Origin of the sequence: Prochlorococcus sp. MIT 1303 (genome assembly GCF_001631965.1) — a bacterium.
Taxonomy (GTDB): Bacteria; Cyanobacteriota; Cyanobacteriia; order PCC-6307; family Cyanobiaceae; genus Prochlorococcus; species Prochlorococcus marinus_D.
The window spans coordinates 1-15,781 of record NZ_LVHK01000037.1 but is presented as its reverse complement, the minus strand read 5'-3'; the positions used below and the strand labels follow the sequence as shown (position 1 = coordinate 15,781).

Genomic DNA, 15,781 nt, shown 5'->3' with positions numbered 1-15,781 from the left:
TAGAATAAAAAGGATTTTGATAGCAAGCTTAGGCAGGAAAACTATTTTTTATAATTATGAACAAATCAATCGATTCCTTCAGGGTAAATCGATTGATAAATATCTATTAGAAACTATTTTGCCATGCAATCCTTACCTATCACAAGGCAGCCTTGTCAATTGACTGAATGAACGGGACGCTTATCGATCACACTATCGACAAGTCCATAACCAACAGCTTCTGTGGGAGACATGAAAAAGTCTCGGTCGGTATCTTCTTGAATTCTCTCTAGAGGTTGACCTGTACGATCTGCTAATACACGGTTCAATCGATCCTTAAGGAAGAGAATCTCATCAGCCTGAATACGAATATCACTCGCTTGCCCTCTGGCACCACCAAGCGGCTGATGAATCATAATTCTAGAATGTTGCAAACTGCTGCGTTTACCCATTGCTCCCGCGCAGAGAAGGAACGCTCCCATACTTGCTGCAAGCCCTACACATACGGTTTGAACATCTGGCTTGACATGCTGCATCGTGTCAAATATTCCAAGCCCATCATATACTGAACCTCCTGGTGAATTGATATACAAATAGATATCTTTTTCAGGATCTTCCGCCTCTAAGAATAACATCTGAGCGACAATTCGATTTGCCGAATCGCTTGTCACAGGCTCGCCAAGAAAGATGATCCGTTCACGCAAGAGGCGCGAATAAATATCGAAGGCCCTTTCCCCACGGCCCGACTCTTCTATCACAATCGGGATCATGCTGCTCTGCTCGGTTTTCACGATCTTAACGGCGCCGTGAGCAGCGCTATGGTCAGTTGCGAAAAGGTGGGGAAAGCACTTGAGTGACCGAAAGACCATTGCTGACAGCAAACGTGCGTTTAATCATGATTTCCCTCATGTCATCCCCTCGCTGTACAGACGTACAACAGATGAACTTCTTGTCGAGCTGCATCTCCTAAGCCACCAGAAGCATTTCCACCCTGACGCGCTCTTTGCTATTGGCCTTAACCAAGTTTTTGATGTCTTCACCCGTGGTTACCGACCAGAAGCTCACGTCAAGACCTTGTTCGATGCACTATGTCGAAGCTGCGGCTTCGACCCAAATGCTTTGCGCAAGCAGGCCCAAAAAACTCTTGAGTCGGTCCGTGGTCACGATCTTGAGGAGGTCCAAGGATGGATCCAACAACAAGGCAAAGGGGCTCCTGAAGCTCTCGCCCAGGCATTGCGTAATACTGGCAGCACCTCCTTTCATTACACACGCCTAATGGCTGTGGGGTTGCTCAGCCTTCTCACATCTGTCCAAGGTGATGAAACCTCTGATCCTGAAAAACTGAGCCAAATCGCCCATGAACTAAGTGAATCAGTTGGATTCTCCAAAGCCAGAGTTGAAAAAGATCTGAACCTCTACAAGTCCAACCTCGAGAAGATGGCCCAGGCTGTAGAACTAACTGAACAAATTCTTGAATCTGAACGTCGCAAGCGGGAACAAAAGGAATCTGCAAAACTCAACACTGGACCATCAGACCAAATGTCTCAGGGAGTTGAAGCTTGTTCCAATATCAGCTGACCTGACATCCACCACCAGTCTGTTTTCTTGAGTTTGGCACCCCGCAAATAACTTAGGTTCATCGTTAACAAATTAGCCTGTTTTACGGGGGCTGGCCAGAATCCATTAAGTAAACCTAAACGATACAAACCAGCTGTATCAGCAGACAGTTTCATGACCTCAGGATGGACTAGTTCGATAGGCTTATTAGAGATTTCAGTCAGCATGGGTGAGTCGCCAAGAGCAATGCCAAAACGGATAGGTTTTCCATTTTGTTTTTGCCAAACCCACCCACCAACAACTCTCTCACCATCCGAGTAAGTTTGGCGCCAGAGCGTAAGGCCTGAGAAGGCAACATCAGTATTTTGATCTTTTTGGACAACAGTTTTATCTTCTTTAATGAATTCTCGCGCCTCCAGATGTTGACTAACAGTATCGATGACTTGTTGCCATCGTGAGGAGCCTTCTGGTAGTTCAAGTTGGATTTGAATGCTGGCTTGAAAAGGGCCTTTAGGTTGCTTGCCTAAGCTAAAATCAAGTGGTAATGATGCGACTCTCAACCTTAATTGCTGATTTATGCCATAGTTCTTATCAAGGGAATCCTGAATAATCTGCTTAGAAAGCAAACTGCCAAAAAGCAAGTCCATACTCTTCACTTGCATATTCAGGAGAGCCTGATCTGTATCAGGTCTCGCTGCTAATTTGATAGCCATAGGGCGATACTGAAAAGGGCTGGCATCGATGCCAACTGGAGCCAAACCAAAAGGACGATAACCAACAACTCCTTGCCATTTGAGTTGATTACGGTCCAATCGCAATGACAAACATCCATGGCGTGAAATCTGCAGGAGAGGTGCCATGGCTCCACTCACTGAAGCCAAGCCATCGGGACTCCAGGTCACCGCTGGCCCATGTTGTAGAACGGAATTGCAAAAACGCTGTAAAGACGATTGACCAGCAGAAGAATGGACAAATCCTTCATCAAGGCTTTGGAGTAGCTGTTGACGATGCAAGCCATCTGAAGCGATGACAACCATGTCATCAAGACGCTTAAAAGCAATGCTTGAATTAACACTCATCGGCCAAAGGATTTCTGGCAGAAGCAAATAAGCCTCGCCATCATTTGCCCACGCCTGCCACCAGAGACCCCGACCCTGACGTCGCCAAAGCTCCTTGGCCAGGTTCATCCCAAGGCGGTCCTGCCATAGACGCGGGGCTTGGCGTTGCGGATCTCCTCGAAAACTCTGGATCAACGTCATCTCTGTCATCAACCGAGCAAGTGTCCCTAACCTGTCTGTACGGCTTGACGACAGATGCCCCTTTAAAAGCAGGAGAACGATCGTTGGGATCAAAAGCAGCGAGAAAATCCCCGCCGAACTGACAGGAAAGCGACAAGGGATGTAGACAATCGTCTTCAGCCTTAAAAGGCCTAGGGAATGCTGAGACATCCAATCACCCTTTCCCTATGGAAGCTGGGGGTCAACCTTTCTCATTTGTCTTTTTGCGACGACGACGATCAAGCCGATCAATGACTGAAAGATAGACAACCGAAATGGTCACAAAGGCCAAAAGGATGACAGCTGCTCCAGCGAGAAGCTGATTTGTCCCTAGGCTTTGGAAAGCCTCAGGCACCTCAGAAGTTCAGTGAACCGTCGCCATTACGTCCCCACACGACCATGGCGATAGAGAAACTGAACACAGCCGCCAGTGAGGCCCAGGCGAGAGTGAACAACATAGAAGACGCAATTCAGATTGACTTAGCCTGTTAAGGCTTCAACCATTTTACACGTCAAAGCCTTTCATCAGTCATGACGTTCGCGACTCCTGGTACTACGCCACTTCTTGAACGTGCCAAGCAAACTCAGAGGTATCCGCAAGCCCGCGTGATCGTGCTCAACGATGATGTAAACACCTTTCAGCACGTTGTCGATTGTCTGCGAAGGATCATTCCAGGCATGAGCGAGGAGAGAGCCTGGAATCTTGCGCATCAAATCGACGGTCAAGGTTCAGCTGAGGTCTGGTGTGGGCCACTTGAGCAGGCCGAGCTCTATCACCAGCAACTGTCTGGGGAGGGGCTAACGATGGCACCACTTGAACGGTGCTGAAACAGGGCAAAACTGATCAACGTTCAATACAGCACAGTGAACTTGTTCCTTTTTGCAAGACTGATAAAAGGCTCGTCGAGCAGCAACGGCAAAAATATTGAGGGCTCAATGCCTAGGGGAATGTGCATTGAAAAAATCTTTGAAGCGTTAATATAATAAATTACGATTGATCAACTTAAAAGTAACAGATCCTGCCATAAAAAGAAAAGTATCGACAACCCAAAGAACATTGATAATTCAACTTCCATAAGCAAATACAAGGAAAATCAGTAAAGACTCATTTTTAAAAATCTAAAGATGATAATGCTCTAATGGCACCATAACCCATGGCTCGATAGCCATCAACAAATAGTGAAATAAATCAAACTCTCTGAGCACAAAATACTAACTTTGGCAATTAAAAGCCGAGTCACGCTTAAAAGCTAAATCGTAATATAGTTGTTGAGGGATTGCTCAAAGGAAGAACTATCCTTAACTTTTGGATTTATAATATACCCAGAATATATCTGGGCTTTGAATGAACATACTAGCAAGAGCGAGGAAAATGAAATCGAGCCTATAGACTCAATTAAAAGGGTTAGACCCCGCTCCCTTACATAGAACACAACCACGCCAGGGTGGATAGACAACGGGTGAATCTCTTCGCCATAAACCTTGCGGGGAGGGCTTTGCCTGGGAGCAAAAGTAGACTGATTGGGTTCGAAACCACCGCAAGCAAAAATAAAGGATTTAAGTATCGCGTCTCAAACAGAGCTGCTTTCTTCTTGAAACTTTGGCTAGTTTCAATCAATTACAGCGAAAAAGTTGCGATGGGCCGAGTTGTAATCACGCACAGCACCTACGTAGAGGGTCTCATTCCTTGGTTGAAGGCACTTTCAGAGGAGAAGAACATTCAAACGATTACACCAGCCGTCATCCGACGCGTCAAAGGTCATTGTCCAGAACTTCGCCTCAGAATTACAACGCCGATCAAGGGTGGTTTCAAACTGGTTGCCAGACTTGGCAGCTCAGCTCAGGAGGTTTTTGTAGTCACCAAACTGGACGAAGCATCATTATTGAAACGACTTAATCACAGCCGTCCTGGCGTTCAAAAGAGGTGAACCGCCATGCCGTGCGAGCCCCAGTGTTCGACCTGGAAGAACCAGAAGGGGAAGCAAAGTGGGGCTTCGTTTCCGGAAGCAAGTCCGGTCTACGTCACCTTCACGACAGTCTCCCCAAATCGAAAGAGAGTCAGATCAGAGCACTAGAAAAAGGCCGTCACCAACACAGCAGTTCAAGCAGAATTTAAGCGCAAACGGTGTCCTGCGTCGGCCAGATTGAGCGAATATGCTTTAAGGCAGTTTCCGCCTCGAGCTGACGGCTGGGCGCATCAACACCATGAAGCAGCACGGTCACATGACCGAGCTTGCGTCCTGGAGTTTCACAATCTTTTCCATACCAGTGCAAATGGAAGCGATCACAACTACGCAGCTTCGCTAGGCGCTCATCTAGAGAGGACTCAGCCCCTTTTTGCAAACCTAGAAGGTTCACCATTAAAGCGCCAGGTGAATGGAGATAGGTTGCAGGCACTGGCAAGCCCGCCGCGATACAAAGTTGTTGATCAAACTGGCTGCTGCTGCAGGCTTCGATCGAAAAATGTGCGGAATTATGAGTGCGAGGTGCAACTTCATTGACCTGTAGTCCCTCTGGTCCGTAGAAAAATTCAACAGCAAGCACGCCCACGTAATTGAGCTCTGTTAGAAGAGAAGCTGCCATGTTGTAGGCCATCATTTCCACAGCATGATCAACACTCGCAGGTGCAATCACCCAATCACACACCTGTTGGAACTGATGAGTCTCAGCAAGTGGCAGGCTACGAACACGGCCCTGAGCATCTCGACTAACAACAATGGCTAATTCCTTTTCGAACGCCACCCAGCTCTCAAGCAGCCATTGAGTTGGATCCACTGAGCGCAGAAGTTGCGATAAATCCTCGACACTCTTGAGAACCTTGGTTCCTTTGCCGTCATATCCCCACCGGCTTGACTTGGCCATCACCGGAAAGTTCCACTCCGTAGGAAGCTCGGGCTGATCAAAAGAAATCGAACTCAGCAAAGTCCAATCAGGGCTAGGAAGATCAAGCTCACGAAGCAACTGACGCTGCGAGATTTTGTCGACCAATGGAGCAAGCGCAGTAAGAGACGGAGAAAAACACACCCCTTGTTGTTCAAGGGGAATCAGAGCTTCAATATCGACCCATTCGTTCTCAAACGTGACGCCACAACAGCCCTGCACGAGCTTGCTAGTAGCTTCTACATCCACTGGGTCGGCCAAGACAAGTCGAGTTGCTTCAACAGCAGCTGGATCGATGGCCGATCCCGACTGCACGACAACATCCACAGCGCGTCTTTTTGCTGCTTGCGCCAACATCTGAGCCAACTGACCACCACCGACGACCCCAATCATTGGGCTTGTAACGCTGCTCATGCAGAGAGAATCAACCACGCAATCCTGCAAGCATTGCATCCCAACAAAATAGAAATTTCAGAGCAAGCCCTGATCGCCAGCGAAGGTCAAACGCACAGCAGTGAGCAACAAGACCAAAAGGAAAAGCGCCAAGCCCACCGTGCAGGCATAACTGATCTCAAGCTCAGCAAACGCCTGGTCGTAAACGTAGTAAACAAGGGTTCGAGTGGTATCGGCGGGTCCCCCCTGAGTCATCAAGAACACTTCTTCGAACACTTTTGTGGCCGCAATCGATGAGACCACCGCAACCAAGGTCACGTAAGGCCGCAACAACGGAAGTGTGATGTCGATGTGTTTGCGCAGGCCATCACTGCCATCAAGTTCGGCTGCCTCATAAAGCTCTTTAGGAATTCCTTGGAGCCCAGCAAGAAATATCACCATGTAATAACCAAGCCCCTTCCACAGGGTTACCAGCATCACTGCCGGGAGTGCCAAGAATGGATTCGTGAGAAAGCCGATCGGCACGAAATCTGTGCCAACAAAGGCGGAAAGCCAGCCATTGATAAGACCGTTCTCTGCATAAAGCCAACGGAATGCGATGGCCGCAACCACAATCGACACGAGCACGGGTGTGTAGAACGCACCGCGTAAAAAATGAATACCTGGTAATGAGCGGTTCAACAACACCGCCAGTGCAAGAGAACCCAAAACAATCGGTGGAACCACCCCAATCAGGTAGATCAAAGTATTGATCAGCACCTTAAAAAACATCGGATCACCAGCAAGACGTCGCAGGTTGGCCAAACCCACAAAGACAAGGGGTTCTGTAACGTCGAGACCTGTTTTGGTGAAGCTCATCACAAGAGCCATCAGCGCTGGTATCAGCACCGACAAGCTGAGCAGGACGAGCGCAGGCAAGAGGAATACCCATGCCGCGAGAGTGGTCCGCCAAGACTGTCGTAATCCCCGAAACAGAGGGCCAGCCATCACCACAATGCCTGTACTGACAGGAGATTACGTGGGAGCGTTTGATACCACCCGGCAAACTGAGATCAGCAGACTTGCTCTTTCATGTCCGCTTTCGTGAATATCGACGCCCAACGCATCCCCGTAGCACTGAGCCACCAGCCCTACGAGGTGGTCATTGGGGGTGAAGGCTTGCGGGGTGTTGGTAAGGAGCTTCGCCGTGCTGGGCTGAAAGAGGGCATCAAGGTATTGGTTGTAAGCAATGCTGATGTTGCTGAGCCATATGGTGATCTTTGCCTCCAAAGCCTTAGGGAGAGCGGTTACAGGCCCACTCTGCTGGTGATCGAGGCCGGAGAAGATCAAAAGACGCCAGTGAGCGTGGCGTTAATTCACGATGCAGCCTATAAAGCAAAGCTAGAAAGAGGATCCTTGATGGTTGCTCTTGGCGGTGGGGTCGTGGGCGACATGACTGGATTTGCAGCAGCCACTTGGCTAAGAGGTATCTCAGTTGTGCAACTTCCTACAACCCTTCTGGCAATGGTGGATGCCGCGATTGGTGGCAAGACAGGCGTCAATCACCCGGGCGGGAAAAATCTGATCGGAGCATTTCACCAACCAAGGCTTGTATTAATCGATCCCTCAACTCTGAAAACATTGCCGGAACGTGAATTGCGGGCAGGGATGGCCGAGGTGATCAAATACGGTGTGATCGGTGATTCAGCACTTTTTCAACTCCTAGAAGACATTCAAGAACTGAACACACCATCACAACTCAATCAAGACCTTCTGGAGAAAATTCTCGAACGTTCAGCACTCGCGAAGTCGAGAGTGGTGAGCTCAGATGAACGAGAGGGCGGGCTGCGCGCCATCCTTAACTACGGGCACACCTTCGGGCATGTGGTGGAAACGCTCTGCGGCTATGGAACCTGGCTGCATGGTGAAGCTGTCGCCATCGGCATGGTGGCCGTTGGGGAGCTGGCGGTGTTGCGACAGAGCTGGAACAGGGATGATGCCAACAGGCAAAAGTCTCTGATCGCAAAGGCAGGTCTGCCGATTGCTTGGCCCAAGCTTGATCCAGAGGAGGTGCTGTATACCCTGCAAGGGGATAAAAAGGTCAAAGATGGAAAGCTTCGCTTTGTGATTCCCACCGGCATTGGCAACGTCGAAATCAAAAATGACGTAAGCAGAGAAGAAATCCGAAAATGCCTATCAGAGCTCAGCTAACTGGTTCCTCTAGGAACCGGCAGCGAAATTCACTGACCTCGGCATCAACAGAAGGTTTGGGCCTCAACTCAAATGCCAACCAACGAAACTCTCCCAAACCGGCTGGATCAACAAGACGCAACAGTGCTTCCCTTCTATTGAGGGCAGCAGAGAGCTGACTGGTAGGAAGACTTTGGAGAGCATGAAGCCTCTCTGCCAAGCCAAGTGCCAAGAGTGCTTGCCCCTGTCGAGACTCACCGAGAAAGGTCCAACCCTGCTGTTCGGCCTGGTGTTGAAGAGTTTCGATACACAGATGTGCAGTGAGATCCCACAGACCGGGATCTTGAAGTAATGCGCCACTAGCTCTCTGCTGGCGATAAGCCATCAGAGTTCCGCAGGGTCTCATCGCGCTGTAATAACGACGGGCCTCGAGGGCATAATCGATGATTAGTAAGGGGCCGTAAAGCAGAGCAGAGGCAGCCTGACTCAACCACGATTTCAGTTCACAATGCCATTCACTGCACCAACCATCAGCAGCATCAGGAGGGGGAATCTGAATGCCCCAAAACATTCGGGCCTCAGTTAAAGCTGAATGCAAAGCATCTGTAAGAGAAAGCTCAGTGAAGCGAAGCTGCGCAACCGAATCGACGTTCTCAAGACAAACACCCTGACGCCATAAACGTTGATCGCGCCACACCAACCGCTCCACCGGCAGAGCATCCAACATTTCATGAGCAAGCATCACGCCGATAGCGGGAGCTTGAGCCAACTCATCAAGACTTCGCCAGTGAATCGGCACAGTGGTAACAGATTTCAGTCGCTCTCGTTGTCGCTGGGCCATGGCCTTATTGCTCTCCACCAAAACCAGTTCCAGTCTTGGTATCAGCGCTGGGCAAAGATCCTCCAGGGCGGAGATCAGATCAGCACTTAAATCGCCTTCACCAGGACCCACCTCTATCAACGATAGAGGCCTTCCCTTGTCAACACGCTGCTGAAGTTGCTGGAACCAATCAGCCAGTTGCATGGCCAAAAGTTGAGCAAAGTCAGCGCCTAAGGAAGGAGAAGTCGCGAAATCACCCTGGCGACCAATATGAAGCTGACCGGAGGCATAGGCCCCATAGACCTGGTCATGCAAGGCCCAGTCCATGTACTGATAGAAGCTGATGCTTCCTCCCGCCTGAACTATTCGATTGGCCAACCAAGCTGGACAAGGCACAGAGCAGAGATCCATTAGAGAGAATGCCTGTCACTGAGACAAGCCCATGGGAGCACATCAGAGGCAAAGACCCTTTAAAAGCCTGCTGGCATGTTTGATTTGCTTGCTGTGTTGCGCAGGATCGGTTTACGCCTATGACAACCCTGAACTACTTCCCCAGCAGCAAACACCAGTGATTGATCTGGCGAAGGTCTTCAGCGAAGGCCAACTCACCAACCTGGAAAAATCACTAGACGATTTTGAAACGAGAACAGGCTGGAAATTACGTGTACTGACCCAATATGAAAGAACTCCTGGGCTTGCAGTTCGAGAATACTGGGGGCTTGATGAACGTAGTTTGCTGGTTGTCGCCGACCCACGCGGTGGAAATCTGCTCAACTTCAACGTGGGTGATGCGTTATATGCACTGATGCCTCGTACCTACTGGGTAGAGCTGCAAACCCGCTATGGAAACCAGTTTTACGTGAAGGATCACGGCGAGGACATCGCCATCCTCGATTCACTCAATGCCGTAGAAACCTGTTTGGATCGAGGTGGTTGTCAATTTGTTCCCGGGCTGCCATTGGAGCAATGGTTGTTGACATTCACCACATCACTCATTGGTGGTTTGGTTGCTGGCTTTGCTTCCTACCCCAGGAAAGAAGGTGAACTGATCGCTTGGCCTTGGTTATTGCTCGCTTCCCCGCTGTGGATCATGTTGTTTGGAATCTTCGGGATTGCCCCTGTCGTATCGCGAACTAGCGATCTTCTACCGCTACTGCGCAACGGGCTGGGCTTTTTGGGAGGAGCTGTAGCGGCATACGTTGTTGCTCAAGCAACATTGGGGGGTAGGCAAAAGCGAGAGTCAGAGCCTTAGCTTCAATTGATATCAGCGGCTTTGAATGCTGCAAAGAATTGTGGGGGGGGTGCAGACAGGTCTCCTAGCTGCGTCATTACCAGGTTCAGCAAGATCTTGACGGCGCTGATCCCTAATCGACCTGAGCTGAGCCAAGTTGAACTTGTAGAAACCAAGCAAGCTGGCAAAACGTTTTACAGGCTGACCGTAGTAACTCCTCCCGCTCAGAGTGGGGAATGAAGCCCATTCAGGCGCAAGTTTTGCTGCTAATAGAGGGGTCATAAACCCTGAATCGGTAAGCCCTAAAGCCTTGCGACGTTGAACAAGAAAGAGCGCCCCCTGATCCTGAACTTCTGGACCGAAACCACGCAAACCAAGGCTGCGCGTGACCATGTCCCAGGTAAAAGGCATGAATTGATAAGCCCCTGCAGCTGCACTTGCGTAACGAGAGGAGTAAATGACTCGATTGGGATGTCGATCGAGTGAGGCCATGAGGCCTCCACCAAACATCACTCGATAGCCAAGGTCATGTCCATTCTTCCAGGTACCTTCGGCAAAGCGAATGGTGTTGAGAAGGGCCCGACGTTCCGGGGTGATCACAAATGGCAATGCTGCTGAGGAAACCTCTTCTGGAGTACTTAGCGACTGGGAACGTACTGTTAGCTCAACAGAGGGAATTGAAACAGGGGGAGGGATAGGGATATTGATTACTTGCGCTGCTCCAGTTGCAGTTGCTTGCGCTGCTCCAGCTGCTATTGAGAAAGGGAGAAAACCAGCTGCGACTGCTGAGAGAAGACGATAGACAGTCGATGCGGGAACGATCATTCGTTGCATTCAGAGAACAAAAAACCTTGGACTGGGGGAAGGTTTGGGCAATTCCCAGAAGCGAATGGGAGTTGCCGATGAGCCAAGGGTGACTATTAAACCAAATTATTTAACAATCGGGTTGACTTTGACGAAGCTAGCCCGAAGGGACAGTCCGCGTATGCCGGTGCGCGAATCGTCCACACGTGACAACTGTTCAGTTGGGGGCAAAGATCGCTGAAATCCAAGTTGAAGAATCAGCGTTGTACAAATTGAACGATCTAAGGTTTTTGATTAGTAATTCTGATTAAGCGGCCAGTTCAACTACAGCCCTTGCTGCCGCCATCGATCCATCGACTTCCAGCGGTTGCTGAGCCGCTGGTATCAAGGGTTGATCTAACTCCCATTCTCCAAGCTCGAGGGACTCGCGCTCAAGCAGCCGATGGGCTGCATGACTTTGCAAGCCGTTGATCAGCGCCCTGGACTCTGCAAAGCCTTCTCGAAGAACCACATGGAGACCGACACCCAAGCTGATGGCTTCACAGAAACTGCTGTAACCAGGCTTCCCAAGGTGCCTAGAGCAGTAAGGAAGAGCATCGACAACTCGAATTGACCTGGGTAGATAGAAAACATTGCCAGGTGATTGCTTGCTCAGAAAAGTGCCAACAGATCGTGGTTTGGGCATCAAAAAGAGATGATCAGGCCAGCGTTGGAACAACTCTGAGTCGAGCGCCAAACCCAGCCCGCCAAATCCCACCATCACGATTGGACCTTTAAAAGATTCAAGTTTCTGCTGGAGTCCTAGCGGTAGTGATCGAGGTGAAGACGCAGTTATGCCAAGGCTCTGTTCAGGCAACCCCCAGTCCATTGCAAGAGAGAATGGGCAACGTAACAACTTCTGCCCACGTGAGTATTCAGCTGCCGCAGCTTCAGCGTGGGTAAGAAAAGAATCACCAAGAGGAGCGTAGATCTCATCCCAACCAAAGTTGCCCATCCATACCAAAGGAACGCCAAGCTGATCAGCTAACTCAGCGGCAGCTGGTGGAATGTCAGCAAGTACAAGCACCGACATGTGTTGAGACTGGATCCAAGAGACCTCAGCCGCAATCTGGGCAGGAATGTGTTGTTCAAGTTCCTGCAAAGCCTTGAGAGTGGCTATTTGGTCAATGGCTAAGGCATTCGCCTGAACCATGCCCACATCCCAGCGCAGTTTGCGGTGTTCGAAAGGGACACCTTGGAGCGCAAGGTTGAGGAATTGGAAGTCCACATCCGTGCTCACTACCAAGCGCCATTGCGGCTGAAGGCGATGCAGTTCTATAAGTACAGATGCCTGGCGTGCTGCATGCCCATAGCCATGGCTGCTCAAGCAGAGGTAAATCAGCACTGTTTCACCAATGGTGTTGCTCTTTCAAACAGAATCTGTTCATAAGCCAAGGATGAATCTGGAAGAAACCAACGGTGGCTCACCTGGCTTAGCTGTCCATCAAGAAACTCGACCCAGGAAAAGTGACACAACTGACGACCAGAGGAATCACTGCCACGCCGCGGAACACAAGCAGCATTGAGAAAGACAGTGCCAAAACGATCCTGAACGCAGGTTTGCCGCAAACCTGTTCCGCATTTTAGATCGTGATGCATGTGGCCAAAGACAACCAGATCTGGCACCCGATCCTTACGGATCCGATCAAGGGCCATCGCAAGATCCTGATCACCCCAATCGAGAGCGGGTACTTTCCAATCGCGACCACAAGGGCTTTGAGCATCTGAGCCGAGGCCCGTCGGACCGGAATGAGCCAATATTACTAATGGCCATTGGGATGGTGCCTGTTTAGCAGCGGCCTCAATCCGATCAGCAGATTCACTCGCCGACATTGGGCCAAAGATCGCCTGAACGGCTTTGGCAAGCTGAAACCCACCACCAGCACTACAAGGGCGGGCCCCAACGACAGCAATCGGTGGAGACTGCCATTGGCGCAAACTCCAACCGCAATGACGGTCACCTAATAACGTCAATTGACGTTGGAGGACTTCGCCACTGTGATCACGTCCGTGGTCATGATTACCAAGAATGACAGCTGTCGGCAGAGGAAGCTGTTGTATTGCTTTGACCAACTTGAGATCCCCTTCGCTGAGATCACCTACAAACAGCACAGCGTCTGGCTGAAGTTCAGTCAGTAAATACTGATCATCAGGTGTCCATACACCATGGAGGTCTCCAACGATGGCGAGGCTCTGGTTTAACAGGGCAAATGTCTAGGCTATGGCCATACTGCCCTAGATGGTCCGAATGACCGCTGTTTGCACCGCCAAGACGGTCTCTCCAGTGCCATCAACTAGAAAAGAATTCAAGGGTGCCATTGCTGAGCTACGCAGAGAACTCAATGCCGTGATCCTGGCTCACTACTACCAGGATCCAGAGATACAAGATATCGCCGATTTCATTGGCGACTCCCTGGAACTCTCACGTAGAGCTGCTAGCACAAATGCTGATGTGATCGTGTTCTGCGGGGTGCACTTCATGGCAGAAACAGCAAAGATTCTCAGCCCAGAAAAAATTGTATTGCTACCAGATCTCGAAGCGGGGTGCTCCCTTGCTGATGACTGCCCAGCAGATGAGTTTGCAGCTTTCAGAGACAAGCACCCAGACCACATTGTGGTGAGCTATATCAACTGCACAGCTGCTGTTAAAGCCCAAAGCGATCTCATCTGTACAAGTAGCAACGCTGTAGCACTTGTAAGTCAATTACCCAAAGATCGACCAATCCTATTTGCACCTGATCAAAACCTGGGCAGGTGGGTTGAAAAGCAGAGCGGAAGAAAACTGACGATCTGGCCTGGACGCTGCATGGTGCATGAAACATTCAGCGAAGAAGCTCTGCTGAAACTAAAAATGATGCACCCTGAAGCAAAGGTAATAGCCCATCCTGAGTGCCTAGAAAATCTGCTAGAAATAGCGGATTATGTTGGCTCTACGAGCAAATTACTTGAATTTACAGAGATAAGCCCATGCACAAAGTTTATCGTACTAACAGAGCCAGGCATCCTGCACCAGATGAAACAGAGGATGCCAAACAAAGAATTTATGGATGTTCCAGGTATTGACGGTTGCAGCTGCAATGAATGCCCTTATATGAGACTAAATACACTAGAAAAACTCTGGAGATGCTTAAGCACAATGAAGCCATCAATAGAAATTGAAGAGGGAGTACGTCAAAAGGCGCTTATTCCGATTCAACGCATGTTAAACATGAAAGCAAAATAAATTACTACACGATACAAACAAAATGATTAAGGTCTAAAGGGACAATAAAGATATTAGATATTGAGAATAAATGCGTTTAATGCGTAAACTTAAGCATTGATCCCTTGATTAAATCCCATGGCAATAGGCCACCATTGTTCTATTCGATCTGGAGATCCATACCAGGAGTTCCCAAATAGACCACCATGGGCTGTATGTTCAAGGACTAGTTTTCGTGATTGAAGAAGCAATGCGGAACTAAGCGGTACTAATCCATCCCCAGGCGATTGAGGATCACCTGAGATACTCTGGTAAGAATTTGCTGCGCTACGCTTTGCAAACTGGCTAGCATATGGCGTGTCTAGTAATAAGCGGCCAGCGACTGAAATATAATCGACTTCATGTGAGAAATAACAAGCCGGATAGCGTTTATCAACAAGGGCGCGTAGAGGTGTAGCACGAACAGCTTGATGAGGACTGCCAAGCATCACTAAGCGATTACATCTTAGATGACCTGCATAGACACGACCAGAAAAGGGTTGATCTCCAAGATAGAGACGTAGCATTACACCTCCAGAACTATGACCAATAAGTGTCACCTTTCCGGTATGGGACAGAGACTGAAGATCTTGAACAATTGCATCAACACGATCAAGGAGTCTTCGCCAGCCTATGGCCCATGAAGTGAGCAGCCAATCAAATTTGGATGAAGGTACGACCCTTACAATCGAACCTTGATGGTTCTGAATCCAGCCAGCCAAGGATGCATAGGCCTCATCTGTGATCAAGAAACCGCCAAGGATTAAAACAGGTTGATTAGGATCGACTGGTTGCATGGAGTAACTTAATTAGGGAGAGGAGCAATGATTGAGATAAGGTGCCTGTTGCAAGATGCATAAAAGTATTTAAACAGGTGCAGATAGTATAAAAAATGAAAAGTTAGTAATAATCATGAAAAATCAAAGGTGATCAAAGCTGATCTTGGTAAATACCAAGTGTTACTCCTCCAAATATTAATATAGCGATAAGTAGGGGGAAGATCATAAAGCTCTTATCATTAATTGGTAGTTGCAAAATTATAATCGTAAACCCAACTAAAGCTGAAGTGAAATATCCAATGGCAGAGGAGGTGAGAAGGAAATCTGAGATTGGGAGACTCAAGCCAGGCACGATTAGAATCCTGCGAACAGACTTTAAACCAAAAATCGAAGTTAACATTGTAACAAGTAACATTAGCCCTAGCAAGACCCACCAAAGAGACTGTTGATTATAAAGAAGCCACCATGAATAACAAGACAGCAAAAAGGTTATCGAAGCAATGAGGCGAAAGAAAATAGATTGCTTCATTCTTTCAATTTATAATAAATTACTCTATACGGAAGAGGTTTTTTATTCAAATTCAAATCAAATTTAACAGAGTAGAATCATCG

17 protein-coding genes and 1 other RNA gene are annotated in these 15,781 nt (G+C 48.9%); 6 read left to right on the top strand and 12 right to left on the bottom strand.

Annotated features, from left to right (window positions below; genetic code table 11):
- Positions 1–155: 155 nt before the first annotated feature.
- Entirely contained in the window at positions 156–770 is a 615-nt protein-coding gene (clpP, locus tag PMIT1303_RS04120; protein WP_071817942.1) for an ATP-dependent Clp endopeptidase proteolytic subunit ClpP, read from the bottom strand.
- A gap of 58 nt (positions 771–828) precedes the next feature.
- Here clpP and psb29 point away from each other — a divergent pair, with 58 nt between their 5' ends.
- Entirely contained in the window at positions 829–1,557 is a 729-nt protein-coding gene (psb29, locus tag PMIT1303_RS04115; protein ID WP_063397635.1) for a photosystem II biogenesis protein Psp29, read from the top strand.
- Here the strand turns inward: psb29 and PMIT1303_RS04110 are convergent.
- From PMIT1303_RS04110 to petN, 3 genes are read right to left on the bottom strand one after another with little or no spacing between them, the layout of a single operon-like run.
- A complete protein-coding gene (locus PMIT1303_RS04110) occupies positions 1,524–2,984 on the bottom strand; it encodes a hypothetical protein (RefSeq protein ID WP_063397634.1) in 1,461 nt (486 codons plus the stop codon). The genes psb29 and PMIT1303_RS04110 overlap by 34 nt on opposite strands.
- A 31-nt stretch (positions 2,985–3,015) precedes the next feature.
- Positions 3,016–3,168 (bottom strand): hypothetical protein, encoded by a 153-nt coding sequence (locus PMIT1303_RS13760; protein ID WP_197459768.1) that lies wholly within the window; start codon positions 3,166–3,168, stop codon positions 3,016–3,018.
- A 1-nt stretch (position 3,169) separates the two neighbouring features.
- A complete protein-coding gene (gene petN / locus PMIT1303_RS12770; protein WP_011826186.1) occupies positions 3,170–3,271 on the bottom strand; it encodes a cytochrome b6-f complex subunit PetN in 102 nt (33 codons plus the stop codon).
- 73 nt (positions 3,272–3,344) lie between these two features.
- On the opposite strand from petN, the gene clpS reads away from it, so the two are divergent.
- Complete coding sequence (gene clpS, locus PMIT1303_RS04105; RefSeq protein ID WP_011130051.1) at positions 3,345–3,641, top strand: ATP-dependent Clp protease adapter ClpS; 297 nt, start codon at positions 3,345–3,347, stop codon at positions 3,639–3,641.
- 809 nt (positions 3,642–4,450) lie between these two features.
- On the top strand, positions 4,451–4,741 hold the full coding sequence (locus PMIT1303_RS04100) for a DUF2103 domain-containing protein (protein WP_063397676.1): 291 nt from the start codon (positions 4,451–4,453) through the stop codon (positions 4,739–4,741).
- On the opposite strand, the gene ssrS is transcribed toward PMIT1303_RS04100, so the two are convergent.
- The 3 genes from ssrS to PMIT1303_RS04085 form a co-directional block, all read right to left on the bottom strand.
- A non-coding RNA gene (gene ssrS / locus PMIT1303_RS04095) (6S RNA) lies at positions 4,736–4,919 on the bottom strand. The genes PMIT1303_RS04100 and ssrS overlap by 6 nt on opposite strands.
- A gap of 6 nt (positions 4,920–4,925) precedes the next feature.
- Positions 4,926–6,107, bottom strand: a complete 1,182-nt coding sequence (locus PMIT1303_RS04090; protein WP_231901308.1) for a 5-(carboxyamino)imidazole ribonucleotide synthase — start codon at positions 6,105–6,107, stop codon at positions 4,926–4,928.
- 57 nt (positions 6,108–6,164) lie between these two features.
- Positions 6,165–7,073 carry a carbohydrate ABC transporter permease gene (locus tag PMIT1303_RS04085; protein WP_063397674.1) on the bottom strand — a complete coding sequence of 303 codons (909 nt, stop codon included), beginning with the start codon at positions 7,071–7,073 and terminating at the stop codon, positions 6,165–6,167.
- Positions 7,074–7,157: 84 nt separating this feature from the next.
- On the opposite strand from PMIT1303_RS04085, the gene aroB reads away from it, so the two are divergent.
- Complete coding sequence (gene aroB, locus PMIT1303_RS04080) at positions 7,158–8,276, top strand: 3-dehydroquinate synthase (RefSeq protein WP_063397633.1); 1,119 nt, start codon at positions 7,158–7,160, stop codon at positions 8,274–8,276.
- Here aroB and PMIT1303_RS04075 read toward each other — a convergent pair.
- Positions 8,269–9,486, bottom strand: coding sequence for a class I SAM-dependent methyltransferase (locus PMIT1303_RS04075; RefSeq protein ID WP_063397632.1), 1,218 nt, complete (start codon positions 9,484–9,486; stop codon positions 8,269–8,271). The genes aroB and PMIT1303_RS04075 overlap by 8 nt on opposite strands.
- 31 nt (positions 9,487–9,517) lie before the next feature.
- Here PMIT1303_RS04075 and PMIT1303_RS04070 point away from each other — a divergent pair, with 31 nt between their 5' ends.
- Positions 9,518–10,327 carry a TPM domain-containing protein gene (locus tag PMIT1303_RS04070; protein WP_063397631.1) on the top strand — a complete coding sequence of 270 codons (810 nt, stop codon included), beginning with the start codon at positions 9,518–9,520 and terminating at the stop codon, positions 10,325–10,327.
- Positions 10,328–10,339: 12 nt separating this feature from the next.
- Here PMIT1303_RS04070 and PMIT1303_RS04065 read toward each other — a convergent pair whose 3' ends face one another.
- The 3 genes from PMIT1303_RS04065 to PMIT1303_RS04055 all read right to left on the bottom strand — a co-directional run bounded on the left by PMIT1303_RS04065 (position 10,340) and on the right by PMIT1303_RS04055 (position 13,333).
- Positions 10,340–11,140, bottom strand: coding sequence for a glycoside hydrolase family 104 protein (locus PMIT1303_RS04065; protein WP_063397630.1), 801 nt, complete (start codon positions 11,138–11,140; stop codon positions 10,340–10,342).
- A 277-nt stretch (positions 11,141–11,417) separates the two neighbouring features.
- The gene (locus PMIT1303_RS04060) at positions 11,418–12,494 is read right to left on the bottom strand and encodes a hypothetical protein (RefSeq protein WP_063397629.1); all 1,077 of its coding nucleotides are present in this window, start codon (positions 12,492–12,494) and stop codon (positions 11,418–11,420) included.
- Complete coding sequence (locus PMIT1303_RS04055; protein ID WP_082824432.1) at positions 12,488–13,333, bottom strand: TIGR04168 family protein; 846 nt, start codon at positions 13,331–13,333, stop codon at positions 12,488–12,490. The genes PMIT1303_RS04060 and PMIT1303_RS04055 overlap by 7 nt, the downstream gene beginning before the upstream one ends.
- A 55-nt stretch (positions 13,334–13,388) precedes the next feature.
- On the opposite strand from PMIT1303_RS04055, the gene nadA reads away from it, so the two are divergent.
- Positions 13,389–14,372 carry a quinolinate synthase NadA gene (gene nadA, locus PMIT1303_RS04050; RefSeq protein WP_197459767.1) on the top strand — a complete coding sequence of 328 codons (984 nt, stop codon included), beginning with the start codon at positions 13,389–13,391 and terminating at the stop codon, positions 14,370–14,372.
- An 89-nt stretch (positions 14,373–14,461) separates the two neighbouring features.
- Here the strand turns inward: nadA and PMIT1303_RS04045 are convergent, their stop codons facing one another.
- Positions 14,462–15,187, bottom strand: a complete 726-nt coding sequence (locus PMIT1303_RS04045; RefSeq protein WP_063397627.1) for a triacylglycerol lipase — start codon at positions 15,185–15,187, stop codon at positions 14,462–14,464.
- Positions 15,188–15,781: the final 594 nt, after the last annotated feature.